At 66.6% G+C, this 12294-nt stretch carries 13 protein-coding genes; 11 read left to right on the plus strand and 2 right to left on the minus strand.

Features of this window, described 5'->3' with window-relative positions; translation table 11 throughout:
- Nucleotides 1-10: 10 nt before the first annotated feature.
- The gene (locus tag QO015_RS01910) at nucleotides 11-1408 is read right to left on the minus strand and encodes an amidase (protein WP_266281829.1); all 1398 of its coding nucleotides are present in this window, start codon (nucleotides 1406-1408) and stop codon (nucleotides 11-13) included.
- 229 nt (nucleotides 1409-1637) lie between these two features.
- On the opposite strand from QO015_RS01910, the gene QO015_RS01915 reads away from it, so the two are divergent.
- The 6 genes from QO015_RS01915 to QO015_RS01940 all read left to right on the plus strand — a co-directional run bounded on the left by QO015_RS01915 (nucleotide 1638) and on the right by QO015_RS01940 (nucleotide 6671).
- A complete protein-coding gene (locus QO015_RS01915; RefSeq protein WP_266281827.1) occupies nucleotides 1638-2648 on the plus strand; it encodes an ABC transporter substrate-binding protein in 1011 nt (336 codons plus the stop codon).
- A 92-nt stretch (nucleotides 2649-2740) separates the two neighbouring features.
- Nucleotides 2741-3571 (plus strand): ABC transporter ATP-binding protein, encoded by an 831-nt coding sequence (locus QO015_RS01920; RefSeq protein WP_266281826.1) that lies wholly within the window; start codon nucleotides 2741-2743, stop codon nucleotides 3569-3571.
- Nucleotides 3568-4317, plus strand: a complete 750-nt coding sequence (locus QO015_RS01925; RefSeq protein WP_266281825.1) for an ABC transporter permease — start codon at nucleotides 3568-3570, stop codon at nucleotides 4315-4317. The genes QO015_RS01920 and QO015_RS01925 overlap by 4 nt, the downstream gene beginning before the upstream one ends.
- Nucleotides 4314-5057, plus strand: a complete 744-nt coding sequence (locus tag QO015_RS01930; protein WP_266281823.1) for an ABC transporter permease — start codon at nucleotides 4314-4316, stop codon at nucleotides 5055-5057. Before QO015_RS01925 ends, QO015_RS01930 begins: the two co-directional genes overlap by 4 nt.
- 2 nt (nucleotides 5058-5059) lie before the next feature.
- Nucleotides 5060-5848 carry a class II aldolase/adducin family protein gene (locus QO015_RS01935; RefSeq protein ID WP_266281821.1) on the plus strand — a complete coding sequence of 263 codons (789 nt, stop codon included), beginning with the start codon at nucleotides 5060-5062 and terminating at the stop codon, nucleotides 5846-5848.
- 94 nt (nucleotides 5849-5942) lie between these two features.
- The gene (locus QO015_RS01940; protein WP_266281820.1) at nucleotides 5943-6671 is read left to right on the plus strand and encodes a GntR family transcriptional regulator; all 729 of its coding nucleotides are present in this window, start codon (nucleotides 5943-5945) and stop codon (nucleotides 6669-6671) included.
- Nucleotides 6672-6717: 46 nt separating this feature from the next.
- On the opposite strand, the gene QO015_RS01945 is transcribed toward QO015_RS01940, so the two are convergent.
- Entirely contained in the window at nucleotides 6718-7539 is an 822-nt protein-coding gene (locus QO015_RS01945) for an alpha/beta fold hydrolase (protein WP_266281818.1), read from the minus strand.
- A 184-nt stretch (nucleotides 7540-7723) separates the two neighbouring features.
- On the opposite strand from QO015_RS01945, the gene QO015_RS01950 reads away from it, so the two are divergent.
- From QO015_RS01950 to QO015_RS01970, 5 genes are all read left to right on the plus strand, one after another.
- Entirely contained in the window at nucleotides 7724-8176 is a 453-nt protein-coding gene (locus QO015_RS01950; RefSeq protein WP_266281816.1) for a PPC domain-containing DNA-binding protein, read from the plus strand.
- Nucleotides 8177-8234: 58 nt separating this feature from the next.
- A complete protein-coding gene (locus QO015_RS01955) occupies nucleotides 8235-9017 on the plus strand; it encodes an energy-coupling factor transporter transmembrane component T family protein (RefSeq protein WP_266281814.1) in 783 nt (260 codons plus the stop codon).
- The gene (locus tag QO015_RS01960) at nucleotides 9008-9859 is read left to right on the plus strand and encodes an energy-coupling factor ABC transporter ATP-binding protein (protein WP_266281812.1); all 852 of its coding nucleotides are present in this window, start codon (nucleotides 9008-9010) and stop codon (nucleotides 9857-9859) included. The genes QO015_RS01955 and QO015_RS01960 overlap by 10 nt, the downstream gene beginning before the upstream one ends.
- Nucleotides 9846-10649, plus strand: a complete 804-nt coding sequence (locus QO015_RS01965) for an energy-coupling factor ABC transporter ATP-binding protein (protein WP_266281811.1) — start codon at nucleotides 9846-9848, stop codon at nucleotides 10647-10649. The genes QO015_RS01960 and QO015_RS01965 overlap by 14 nt, the downstream gene beginning before the upstream one ends.
- 161 nt (nucleotides 10650-10810) lie before the next feature.
- Complete coding sequence (locus QO015_RS01970; protein ID WP_266281809.1) at nucleotides 10811-12289, plus strand: 4-hydroxyphenylacetate 3-hydroxylase family protein; 1479 nt, start codon at nucleotides 10811-10813, stop codon at nucleotides 12287-12289.
- Nucleotides 12290-12294: the final 5 nt, after the last annotated feature.

Here is a 12294-nt window from a genome sequence, read left to right on the forward strand (position 1 = left end):
TCTCCTCGTTTCAAAGTTCAGGCCGGCGGCGATGCCAGTCGGTGACGCCCTGCCACGCATGCGCCGCACGGCAGAGCAGCGCTTCCGAAAACGGCTTTCCGGCCAACTGGAAGGCGATCGGGATGCCCGCCCCGTTTGCGCCGCACGGCACGGTGATCGTCGGATAGCCGCAGATGTCGAACGGCGCATTGAACGGTCCCACGGCCAGGATGCCGTCCGGATCGGGCCCGAGCGTCGCCATATGCGCGAGCGTCGGCCCGGCCACGGGCAGCGCGGGCACGAGGAAGAGGTCGATCGGCGCGAACATCGCCGCCACGGCGCCGTTGAAAGCCCGCCTAGCCCGCTGCGCCTCGGCGAGTTCGAAGGCCGTCACCTGGGCGCCATGATCGAGCAGGGCCGAGAGACGCTCGCCATACTCGGCACGGCGCCCGGGGAACGTCGCGCGATGCGCGAGCGCCGCCTCGACCGAGCACTCGGTGTGCCAGCCATAAAGGATCTCCCGAGTCTCGGGGAAGGTCGCCGGCACGAAACGCGCCCCGAGTTGTTCGAGGATCGGGATGACCGTCTCGATCGACGCGGCGACCTCGGGAGTCGCCTTCGCGGCGATGAAGTCGCGATCGATTCCGATCGTCACGCCGGCGATGCCGGCGTCGATTTGGGCGAGATAGTCGTGAACGGGGACGGAAGCCGCCGTGGGATCGTCCGGATCGGCGCCCGCGATCGCACCGAGAAGTGCGGCGGCATCCCTGGCCGATCGCGCCATCGGGCCGACATGATCGAGCGACTCGGCGAGCGGGAACACGCCGTGCCGGCTGACGCGCCCCCAGGTCGGCTTGATGCCGGTCAGGCCGCAGCAGGCCGAGGGAAGACGGATCGAGCCGCCGGTATCGGTGCCGAGCGTGCCATAGGCGAGGCCCGAGGTGACGGCAACGCCCGAGCCGCTGGACGAATTGCCGGTCCAGTGCTCGTCGCCGAACGGGTTCACCGGCTCGGTGATCGAGGGATGATAGCCGGCATAGACGCCCTCGGTGGCCGTCAGCTTGCCGAGCATGACGGCGCCGGCGGCGCGCAGCCGCGCCGTGGCGGTCGACTCATAGGGCGCCTCGAAGTCGTCATAGATCGACGAGCCGAAGCCGGTACGGATATCCTTCGTGTAGAAGACGTCCTTCACGGCCATCGGCACGCCGTGCAGCGGGCCGCGCCAGTGGCCTTGCGCGATCTCCGCATCCGCGGCCCTTGCCGCCGCGCGGGCAAGATCGGGCGCGACGGCGATGTAGGAGTGGAGCCGCCCGTCGAACGCGGCGATGCGCGCGAGCATCAGTTCGGTGAGCTCCGTCGACGTCACCCGTCCGGAGCGGATCGCATCGGCAAGCGACGTGAATTCCACGCTCCAGAGATCCTGCTCCATCTCTCATGCCACCTTGCTGACGCCGGCCCCGAAGCAGCCGTTTCGACGTATACAATAATGAATGATCTGGATAACGGATGCTCATATTATGAGCGCGGACCGCACAGATTGGCGCCGTCTTCCGGGGCTCTCTCGGCTCGATCCGCCCAGTAACCCGCATTTGCCCGTCTTGCTTGCTTGGCATGCATATTGCTGATCGCTTCCTGCATACATCGACGGAGGGTTTCACATGTCGAGTACCATAAGGCAGGGCGTGGCAGCGGCACTCTTCGCCGCGGTTGCCGGACTTTCGGCGACCGGTAGCGCGGCGGCGGCCGATCCGGTTTCCGTGCGTCTCAAATGGGTGGCACAGGCGCAGTTCGCGGGCGTCTACGTCGCCAAGGCCAAGGGCTTCTACGAAGCGGGCGGCCTCGACGTCACCATCAATCCGGGTGGTCCCAACGTCAATGTCGAGACGCTGGTCGCCTCCGGCGCCGACACGTTCGGCGTTGCCTCGGGCACCGAGGGCGTCCTCTATGCCCGCGAGAAGGGGCTGCCGCTCGTCGCGATCGGCATGTCGCAGCAGATCACGCCCTTCGCCTATGTAACCTACAACGAAACCGGCATCAATTCGGTCAAGGATTTCAAGGGCAAGCGCGTCGCCACCTGGATGGTCGGCCCGCAATACACGCTCTATTCGGTGCTCGCGGCCGAGGGCCTGAAGCAGGACGAGGTCAATATCGTCTCGCAGCCCTTCTCGATGCAGCCCTTCATCGACAAGCAGTTCGATGTCGCGACGGTCACGCTCTACAATGAGCTGAACACGCTCAAGGAGCAGGGCATCACCGACATCAAGATCTTCATGCCCGACGATTCCGGCGTCACCACCCAGCAGGACGCCATCGTCACCTCGGAGAAGATGATCAAGGAGAAGCCTGAGCAGGTTCAGGCCTTCCTTGACGCGACGCTAAAGGGCTGGAAATACGCCTTCGAGCACAAGGCCGAGGCAGTCGACATCGTGATGGCCGCCGGCTCCGGTCTCGAGCGCAAGCACCAGGAGCTGATGCTCGACGAGATCCAGCGCGTGATGACGGCCAAGGCCGGCACAACAGAAGGCCTGGGCTATATCGACATGAAGTCGATCGAGACCGTCCAGGCGGACCTCATCAAGTTCGGCGCCATGAAGACGCCGGTCGATCTCAAGGCCGCCTTCGACAGCGCGTTCTGGGCCAAGGTTCCGGACGCCGACAAGAAGATGTGACGTAGCGGGCGGGAGGTCCTCCACCCTCCCGCATCGCCTTCGCCAATCGCGCTGCCGGACCCGCCGGCAGCGCCTGCCAGAAGGACCGACCCTTGTCCGATCCCCAAGCAGACGCCTCCAGCAGCGCGCCCCTGCCCCATCTCCAGATGGTCAATGTCTGGAAACGCTTCGGCGAGGGCGAACGGCAGACCGTCGCGGTCCGCAACGTCGATCTCTCGATCGCGCCGGGCGAGTTCGTCACCCTGATCGGGCCGTCGGGCTGCGGAAAATCCACGCTGTTCAGCATGATCGCCGGACTGCTGCCGCCCGATGACGACGGCTCGGTGCTGCTTGGCGGTAAGGTCCAGCAGGACGGCCAGCTGCTCGGCAAGGTCTCCTTCATGCCGCAGAAGGACCTGCTCTTTCCCTGGCGCACCGTGCTCGACAACGCCACGCTGGCGCTTGAGGTCGAGGGCATCCCGAAGAACAAGGCGCGCGCGCGGGCAGAGGCGCTGTTTCCGGAATTCGGCCTCAAGGGTTTCGAGCGCCACTATCCGCACCAGCTCTCGGGCGGGATGCGCCAGCGCGTGGCGCTGATGCGGACGTTCCTCTTCGAGCGCGACCTCATCCTGCTCGACGAGCCCTTCGGCGCGCTCGACGCGCTGACGCGCGCAATGATGCAGCGCTGGCTGCTCGACATCTGGGCCAAGCATCGCCGCACCGTGCTCTTCATCACACACGACATCGACGAGGCGATCTTCCTCGGCGACAAGGTGGTCGTCATGACGGCGCGGCCTGGCACCGTCAAATGCGAGGAGCGGATCACGCTTCCGCGGCCGCGCGACGGCGACATCGTGACGACGCCGGAATTCACGGCCATCAAGCGCAAGCTCCTCGCCATCGTCGAGGAGGAGAGCATGAAGACCTTCGCGGCGGCGTCATGAACCTCGCCGCGCTCGCCCGCTCGCCCTATGCCAGCATCGTCTATGTGGCGGTCGCCTGGCTGGTGCTCGTTCCGCTCTTCTCGATCAATCCGCGCTATCTGCCGCCCCTCGGAACCGTGATCGCCGATGCGCGGTCCGTCTGGCCGGATCTCGTCGCAGGCTTCTGGCGAACGCTGGTCGAGACGGTGCTCGGCTTCGTCGCCGGTACGATCCTCGGCGTCGGGTTCGGCATCGCCTTCGCCTATTCGCGGCTGCTGGAGAGGGCCCTGTTTCCGATCTTCGTCGCGCTGCAGACCGTGCCGGTCATCGCCTTCGGCGCGATCGTCGTCATCTGGTTCGGCAACACGATCATGGCGAAGGTGGTCATCGCACTTTACCTCGCCTTCTTCCCGGTCGCCGTGAACACGCTGAGGGGCCTAGAACTCGCCGATCCGCAGCGCATCGCGCTCATGCGCAGCTTCGGCGCCAGCCGCCTGCAGCTCTTCCTCAAGCTGTCGCTGCCGACGGCGCTGCCCAACATCCTGATCGGCATGAAGCTGGCCGTCGCCCTGTCCATTGCGGGGGCGGTGGTGGGCGAGTGGTTCGGCGATACGGTCGGGCTCGGCGTGATGCTGCTGCAGGCACTTTATTTCGAGCAGATCCCGCGCGTCTGGGTGTTGATCATCGCCTGCGGCCTGCTCGGCACGCTGCTTTACGGCGTCCTCGCCATTCTCGAGCGGAGATATGTCTGGTGGCGTCCCGATTGAGCCTTCTCCACAGTGCCCTGCCCGTCCTCGCGGCGCTGGCGATCCTGCTGCTCGCCTGGCAGTTCGGCGCCGCGCTGCTGGGAATCCCGACCTATATCCTGCCGCGTCCGGCCGAAATCGTGGCGACGGCGATCACCAAGTCGGGGCTGCTCGGCGACGCGCTCTACGTCACGCTCGTGGAGGCCGTCGCGGGCTTCCTGATCGGCGCAGCCGCCGGCATTCTCCTCGCCGTGGTGATGATGCTCGCGCCGCCGGTCGAGGCCGTGCTGATGCCGGTCGCGATCGTCGTCAACGCAGTCCCTTCCGTCGCCTTCGTGCCGCTCGTCCTGCTGTGGTTCGGTCTCGGCATGGCGTCCAAGATCGCGATCGGCGCGCTGGCCGTCGTCTTCGTCGTCCTGCTCAACCTGCTCGCCGGCCTGAAGCGGCCCGAGGCGGAGGCGATCAACCTGATGCGCTCCTTCGGGGCCGGTCCGGTCGGCATCCTGTTCCGCCTGCGCTTCCCCGCCGCCATGCCGCAGCTCGTCACCGGGCTGCGCGTCGGACTCGCGCGCAGCACCATCGCGGTGATCGTCGCCGAGATGATGGGGGCCTATAGCGGCATCGGCCAGGTGATCTATCAGGCGACCGGACAGGTCGATTATCTTACGGTCTGGGCGGCGGTTTTCGTCGCCATGCTCGGCAGTCTCGCCCTCTATGGCGTGCTCGTCGCGATCGACCGCAAACTCGTATGGTGGAGATGACGATGGCGCCCTTCCCGGCCAACAACGATCCGGCGCTCGAGATCGGGACGACGAGCGAAGCGGCGCTGCGCATCCAACTCGCCGCCTGCTTTCGCCTCATCGCCCATTTCAACATGGACGACCTCATCTACAACCACATCTCGGTCCGCCTGCCCGGTCCGGAGCATCACTTCCTGATCAACCCCTACGGTTTGCTCTTCTCCGAGATCGACGCGTCGTGCTTCGTGAAGATCGACCTCGACGGCAACAAGATCGAGCCGAGCCACTACGAGGTGAACCGCGCCGGCTTTGTCATCCACAGCGCGGTCCATTCGGGCCGGGAGGATGCGCTCTGCGTGCTGCACACCCATTCCGAAGCGGCGACCGCGATCTCGGCGCTCGCCGAAGGGCTGCTGCCGGTCAGCCAGTTCGCCATGCGCTATCAGGGCCATATGGGCGTCCACGACTACGAGGGCGTCGCGATCGATACCGACGAGCGGCAGCGGCTCATCGACGATATCGGGCCGCACAACACGCTCATCCTGCGCAATCACGGCGTCCTCACCTGCGGGCGGACGATCCAGGAGGCGTTCATCCTCATGTATTACTTCGAGAAGGCCGCGCGGGTGCAGCTCATGGCGCAGACAGGCGTCGCGGGCGGCGCGCATCTGGCGCTGCCTGCGGACGCGATCACCGACAAGGCCGCGCGCCAGTTCAACGACCATCACGGCGACATCCTCGCGCCCGGCACGCGCGAATGGCCTGCCTTCATCCGCATGCTCGACCGGATCGATCCGGGCTATCGCAACTGAGGTGGCAGGCGTTGAATGCAACCGGGCATCGTGCCAATACAACTTCTTCCGGCCTGACCTCCTCCACCGGCTCACCAGACCAGCGACGGACATCATGACAGCGCGCGAAACCACTGCCGGCCATGACGAGGAACCGTCAGCCGTTCGCGGCCGCGGCAGCACGCTGTCCGAGGATCTTCGCAGCGCGCTGGAAGAGATGATCGTTTCCGGCCAGTTGCAGCCGGGCGAGCGGCTCGACGAGGCGGAGATCGCGGCGAAGTTCAAGGTGTCGCGCACGCCGGTTCGCGAGGCGCTGAAGGCGCTGATCGCCACCGGCCTCGTCGAAGTAAAGAGCCGTCAGGGCGTGACGGTCGCGACCATCTCCATCCCGATCCTGCTCGAGATGTTCGAGATGATGGCGGCCCTTGAAGGGCTCTGCGCCAAGCTCGCTGCAAGGCGCGCGACGTCGACGGAGAAGGCCAATCTCCGGGCCATCCACTCCCGGCTGGTCGAGGCGCTCGACGCCAGCGAGCCGGAGCTGTTCTACGCCATCAACCAGCAGTTCCACGACGCCCTCTACGACGCCGCCCACACGCATTTTCTCGCCGGGCAGACCCGCGCGCTTCGCCGCCGCGTCGCCGCCTATCGGCGGCATGTCACCCACCAGCCCGGCCGCATGGCGGCAACCATCGGCGAGCATCAGCGCATTCTCGACGCCATCGAGCGCGCCGATGCCGAGGCGGCTTTCCGCGCCGCCAGCGAGCATGTGAATCTGCTCGGCGACGACATGGCCGATTTCATCTCGTCGCTGCCGCCGGCCCTGACGCAGGCGTCCTCAGGCTGAAACCCGGCCGCGAAAAAGGCCTTCTCCCCTTGGGAGCGGGTCAGGGCTAAGGACTTGGCCCGCCAAAGCCTTCCTGCTCCAGAACACCGAGCAGAAGCCCGTTGAACGCGTCGGGTGCCTCCATCATCGGGAAATGGCCCGGACCTTCCATGAGAACGATCTCGAGATGTTCGAGGTCGAGCAGTTCGTTACGGCGGGCCAGCATCGCGGAATTGATCGCGACGGCGCGGACGCCGGGTAGAGGCCAGACCGCGGCGATGTCCCAGCCAAGCAGTGCCTCAAGGACGCCGAGCGCGGCCGCGGGATCGGTCGCTGCCATGGCTTCCGCGATCATGGCCTGCAAGGCGGGATCGACCTCATCGCCGGTGATCGCGCCGATCATGCCCCGCATGCGGCCGGCGAAGTCCTCCCTGAAACCGCCGACCCGGGCGGCGATCTCCTCCCGAGACCGAACGGCGTAGAACATCGCTTCCGTGAAGGTGTCGACCCCGACGAGCAGGCGGCAGCGGTCGCCGAGCAGTCTCGCTGCCTCGATCGCGACGGCGCCACCCATGGAATGGCCGACCAGCACGACCTCACCTGCCTCGAGCGCGTCGGCGACCGCGACGATATCCGCGCCGAAAGTTTCGATGGACCAAGCACCTGAGGGGCGCTGCGGATCGGCATCGCCATGGCCGGGGAGATCGGGCGCCGCCACCCGGAAATGGCGCGAAAGCGGGCCGATCTGCGCCGACCAGAAATCCTGCCGGCAGGACCAGCCATGGACGAGGATGACGAGCGGTTCGCCTTCGCCGGCAACGAGCACAGGGATGCGGGCGCCATCGAGCGCGGCGATTGTTATCGACGATGGTTTTTCAACGTTCTTCAACAAACGAGGACGTTCTGCGCGTGACATCGCCTTGCCGGACTGGTTGCATGGACCTCGACATTAGGACGCGCGCATGCGGCCTTCCTGCCCAAAGCATCGGCACGCGAAGGCTGCAATTTCCGCATGGAGCGGCCTTGACCGTCCTTATCCACGAGACGGATAGTTGCATACAGAAATTGCTGAAATGGACACGATCGAAATGACCGCAGCCCAGCTTCCCGCCCCGCTCGTCAGTGGCGGTCGCTTCTATGCGATGCGCCTGAAGCCGGGCGAGGATGTGCTGGACACGCTGCAAGCCTTCGTCGCCGCCAACGACATGAAGGCAGCCGCGATCGTCACCGTCGTCGGCAGCCTCACCCATGCGATGATCCGCTACGCGGCGCAGCCGGTCGGCGCGCTTCGCGAAGGGCTGTTCGAGATCGTCTCCATGATCGGGACCGTCGAGGCGACGGGTAATCACGTCCACATCTCCTGCTCCGACGAAAAGGGCGACATGTTCGGCGGCCACATGCTCTCCGGCTGCCTCACCCGCACGACCTGCGAGATCGTGCTGGTCGAACTGACGGACTTCGCCTTCTCGCGCGAATACTGCCCGATCTCGACCTGGGACGAACTCGTCGTCTCCGCGCGCAGCTGAGGGCGGATCGCGCCATGGCCGCTCTCCTCGCCTTCCACCTCGCGACGGGCTTTCGCCGATGAGCGCCGGCAAGGCCGGGCAGCCAAGCCTGCTCTTCACGCCGGGCGAAAGCCTGCTGCACAGGGCGAACCCGATCACCTCGCTGGCCCTGATGCTTTGGATGATCTCCGCGGCGGCGGTGTTGCCGACGATCGGCACCACGATGCTGACGGCCGCGGCGATCATCGTCAGCCTCGTGACCGGGGTCGGCAAGCGGGCGGTGAAGCGGCTCCTGCTCACCATGACGCCCATCGGCGTCGCGCTCGTCGTCGTCCATGGCCTTCTCATCGAGCGGCCGGATTTCTACGATCACGGGCTCATCTCCATCAGTCCGAGCGGGCTCGACTATGCGCTGAAGGTCTTCATGCGCGTCGCCGCGATGCTGATGGCGACGCTGCTCTTCGTGACGACGACCCACCCGGCCGACATGCTGAAGGCCCTCGACCAGCGCGGCGTACCGCCCGGCGTCGGCTATCTGGTCGCCAGCCCGCTGTTGCTCATCGAACCGTTCTCCGACCGGGCGAAGGCGATCCGCGATGCGCAGCGCGTGCGCGGGCTCGACATGACCGGATCTTGGAAAGCGCGCATCAAGGCGCTGCCTGTGCTCCTCATCCCGCTCATCACGCTCGCCCTGTCGGATCTCGACCAGCGCGCCTCGGTGCTCTCCGGCCGCGCCTTCCGCGCGCTGCCGCGCCGGACCGTGATCAACGCGCCGCACGATTCGACCTTCCAGCTCTGGCTCCGCCGCCTGCTCTTCGCGCTCGCCGTGCTCCAACTCGGGATTCCGCTGCTGTGGCGCTGATCGACGTCGCCGACCTCGCCTTCCGCTTCCCGCGCGCGGAAAAGCTCGTGCTCGACGGGATCACCCTGTCGATCGAGGCCGGGGAGCGGGTCGCGATCCTCGCCCCGAACGCCGCCGGAAAGACAACCCTCGCCCGCTGGCTCTCGGGCCTGCTGCCCGAGGGCGTGCTGACCGCGGAGCGCGGCCATGTCGCGATGGCCGGGAAACCCTTCGCGGAATGGTCGGTCGCCGATCGCGCCACGGCGATCCAGTTCGTCGGCCAGGTGCCGTCGCAGCAGCTTACCGGCTGCGCCTTCACCGTCTACGAGGAGATCGCCTTCGGCCCCTGCAATCTCGCTCTGCCGGAAGCGGAGGTGCGGGCACGGGTCGACGAGGCGCTGACGATCTGCAATCTCCGCCATCTCGCATCGCGCGATCCCTTCACCCTTTCGGGCGGCGAGACGCAGCGGCTGTCGATCGCGGCGGCGCTCGCCATGAAGCCGCGTGTCTTGGTGCTCGACGAGCCGACGTCGAACCTCGACCCGGAATCGCGCGACGATCTCCTGGCGCAGCTCGATCTCCTGCCGGGCGGCCTGACGATCATCGTGCTCGAGGTCGCGCTCAGGCCGTCGCTGGCGCTGGCGAAGCGCTTCCTGCTTCTCGACGAGGGCCGGATCGTCGCCGACGGCACCGCCTCGGAAGTGCTCAACGATCCGCGCTGCATCGAGACGCTCGGCATGACGGCCGTCACCGAGGCCGCTTACCGCCTTCGCGACGCGGGCCGCTGGCCGGAGGCGACGCCGCTGCCGCTCACCCTCGACCAGGCCCTCGACAGTTTCGGAGCGCCCCGTGCTCACGGTTGACGACGTCACCTTCGCCTACGCCCCCGGCGCGCCGGTTCTCTCCGATGTCACCTTCCACGTGCCGCCCGGCCAAGTGGTCGCCATCGTCGGCCGCAACGGCGCCGGCAAGAGCACGCTGCTGCGGCTCCTGAACGGGCTCTACCAGCCGGAGAGCGGCGCCATCGTCGTCAACGGCAACGCGACCTCGGATACCCCGGTCCATCTTCTCGCCCGGTCGATCGGCACCGTGTTCCAGGCGCCGGAGCAGCAGATCTTCAACGCCAAGGTCATCGACGAGATCGCCTTCGGGCCGAAGCAGCTCGGCCTCACCGGCAAGGCGCTCGACGAGCGCGTCGCGGATGTTCTCCAGCGGATCGGGCTCGCCGGAGAGGCGGAGACGCATCCCCTCGACATCGACGCCTCGGCGCGCCGCATGGTGGCCATCGGCTCTGTGCTCGCCATGCAGCCGCCGGTGCTGCTGCTCGACGAGGCGCAGCGCGGCCTCGACAAGGTGGCCATCGACCGGCTCGCCACGATCATCGCCGACGAGAAGGCGCGCGGGACCACGGTGCTGCTCGTCTGCCACGACATGGATTTCGTCGCGCGCAATGCCGACCGCGTGCTCGGCCTCGCCAAGGGGCGGCTCGCCGCCGACCGTCCGACGGAGGCGTTCTTTACCGATGCGGCGCTGACCGCGGAGGTCGGCGTCGAGGTTCCGGACATGGTTTCGCTGTCCGCCGCGCTGGGTCTTGCGCCGACACTGTCGCCGGAGCGCTTCGCGGCGGCGTGGATGGCGCGAAACGAGGCTTGACGGTACGTGCGGGCCCCGCTTAGCTATCGCAGTGCAGCATCGGACCCGAAAACGGGAGAGGCTGTGCCGCGGGAAGAGACCAGCTTCGTTCTCATTCGTTCCCCGATTGCGAAGGGCAGCAAGCCTGGCGTCGGCATCCAGCTCGGAAAGCAGGATCCGCCATGGTGAAAGACGGCAAGCGCCACCTCGTCAGCCTTCGTGACAGCCGCACGATCTATATCGACGGCCGCAAGGTCTCCGACGTCACGACCGACAACGCCTTTGCGAACGCCGTCGCGACCTCGGCGCGCTTCTACGACTACCAGGCGGATGCCGCGAATATCGAGGCGATGACCTTCCGCTCGCCCAAGACGGGCGACGCGGTCAGCCGCGCCTGGCAGCTGCCGCGCAATCACCGCGAGCTCGTCGAGCGGCGCGAGGCGCTGACGCGCTGGGCGGCGATGACCTGCGGCATGGTCGGCCGCTCGCCGGATCACGTCGCCTCGACGCTGGTCGGCTTCCGCATGGGCCTGCCCGCCTTCCGCGACAACGACCCGGCCCGCGCCGCTGCCGTCGAATCCTATTTCGACTACGCCCGCGACAACGACCTCTACCTCTCCTACGTCATCATCAATCCGCAGTCGGACAAGGCGAAATCGGCGAGCGGCCAGCCCGACGCGCATCTCGTCGCCTCGGTCGTCGACGAGGATTCCGAGGGCATCACCATCCGCGGCGCCAAGATGCTGGCGACAAGCGGCATCATGGCCAACGAGATCCTGGTCTCGGGCTTCAACGCCCTGCAGGCCGGCGACGAGGCCTATGCCTTCACCGCCGTGACGCCGGTCGGCACCAAGGGCCTCACGCTCATGTCGCGCCGCAGCTACGAGCAGGCGGCGACCTCGACCTTCGACTATCCGCTCTCCAGCCAGTTCGACGAGAACGACGCCGTCGTCTATTTCGACGACGTGAAGATCCCCTGGGACCGCGTGTTCGTCTTCAAGGACCTGAAGATGGCGCAGGCGCAGTGGCACGACACGCGCGCCCATGTCATTCAGAACTACCAGTGCATGATCCGCCTGATGGTGAAGCTGAAATTCCTGCTCGGCCTCGCCCGCAAGATCGCCGAGATCAACAACATCATCAACTTCCCGCAGGTGCGCGAGACGCTCGGCCTCGTCGCCGCCAAGGTCAACAATATCGAGGCGCTGATCGTCGCGATGGAGGCGGCCGGCGAGAGCTTCAACGGCTTCTACGTCCCGAACCGCACCATGCTCTGCACGGCGCAGGTCATCGCGCAGACCACCTATCCCGAGATCGTCGAGGCGATCCGTACGCTTTCCGGCGGCGGCATGATCATGGTGCCCTCGTCGGAAGCGGATTTCGAGACGCCCGAGACCCGCGCGATCATCGAGAAGACGCAGCGTTCGGTCGTCACCACGTCGGAAGGCCGCGTCAAGCTGATGAAGCTCGCCTGGGACGCGGTCGGCTCCGAGTTCGGCTCGCGCCACCTGCAATACGAGATGTTCTATTCGGGCCCGACCTTCGTCACGCGCGGCAACTCGTTCCGCTTCTTCGACTGGGACGGCGTGAAGGGATTCGTCGACGGCTTCATGGACACCTATGCGCTGCCGGGCGAAGCGCTGCGTCCGGCGGCGGAGTGAGCGAG

The organism is Kaistia geumhonensis, from assembly GCF_030815145.1.
GTDB classification, from domain to species: domain Bacteria; phylum Pseudomonadota; class Alphaproteobacteria; order Rhizobiales; family Kaistiaceae; genus Kaistia; species Kaistia geumhonensis.

Bases quoted from the DNA above. Each gene is read 5' to 3' on its own strand.
- QO015_RS01910 (WP_266281829.1), bottom strand. From the start codon at position 1,408: ATGGAGCAGGATCTCTGGAGCGTGGAATTCACGTCGCTTGCCGATGCG.
- QO015_RS01915 (WP_266281827.1), top strand. From the start codon at position 1,638: ATGTCGAGTACCATAAGGCAGGGCGTGGCAGCGGCACTCTTCGCCGCG.
- QO015_RS01925 (WP_266281825.1), top strand. From the start codon at position 3,568: ATGAACCTCGCCGCGCTCGCCCGCTCGCCCTATGCCAGCATCGTCTAT.
- QO015_RS01935 (WP_266281821.1), top strand. From the start codon at position 5,060: ATGGCGCCCTTCCCGGCCAACAACGATCCGGCGCTCGAGATCGGGACG.
- QO015_RS01940 (WP_266281820.1), top strand. From the start codon at position 5,943: ATGACAGCGCGCGAAACCACTGCCGGCCATGACGAGGAACCGTCAGCC.
- QO015_RS01950 (WP_266281816.1), top strand. From the start codon at position 7,724: ATGGACACGATCGAAATGACCGCAGCCCAGCTTCCCGCCCCGCTCGTC.
- QO015_RS01955 (WP_266281814.1), top strand. From the start codon at position 8,235: ATGAGCGCCGGCAAGGCCGGGCAGCCAAGCCTGCTCTTCACGCCGGGC.
- QO015_RS01970 (WP_266281809.1), top strand. From the start codon at position 10,811: ATGGTGAAAGACGGCAAGCGCCACCTCGTCAGCCTTCGTGACAGCCGC.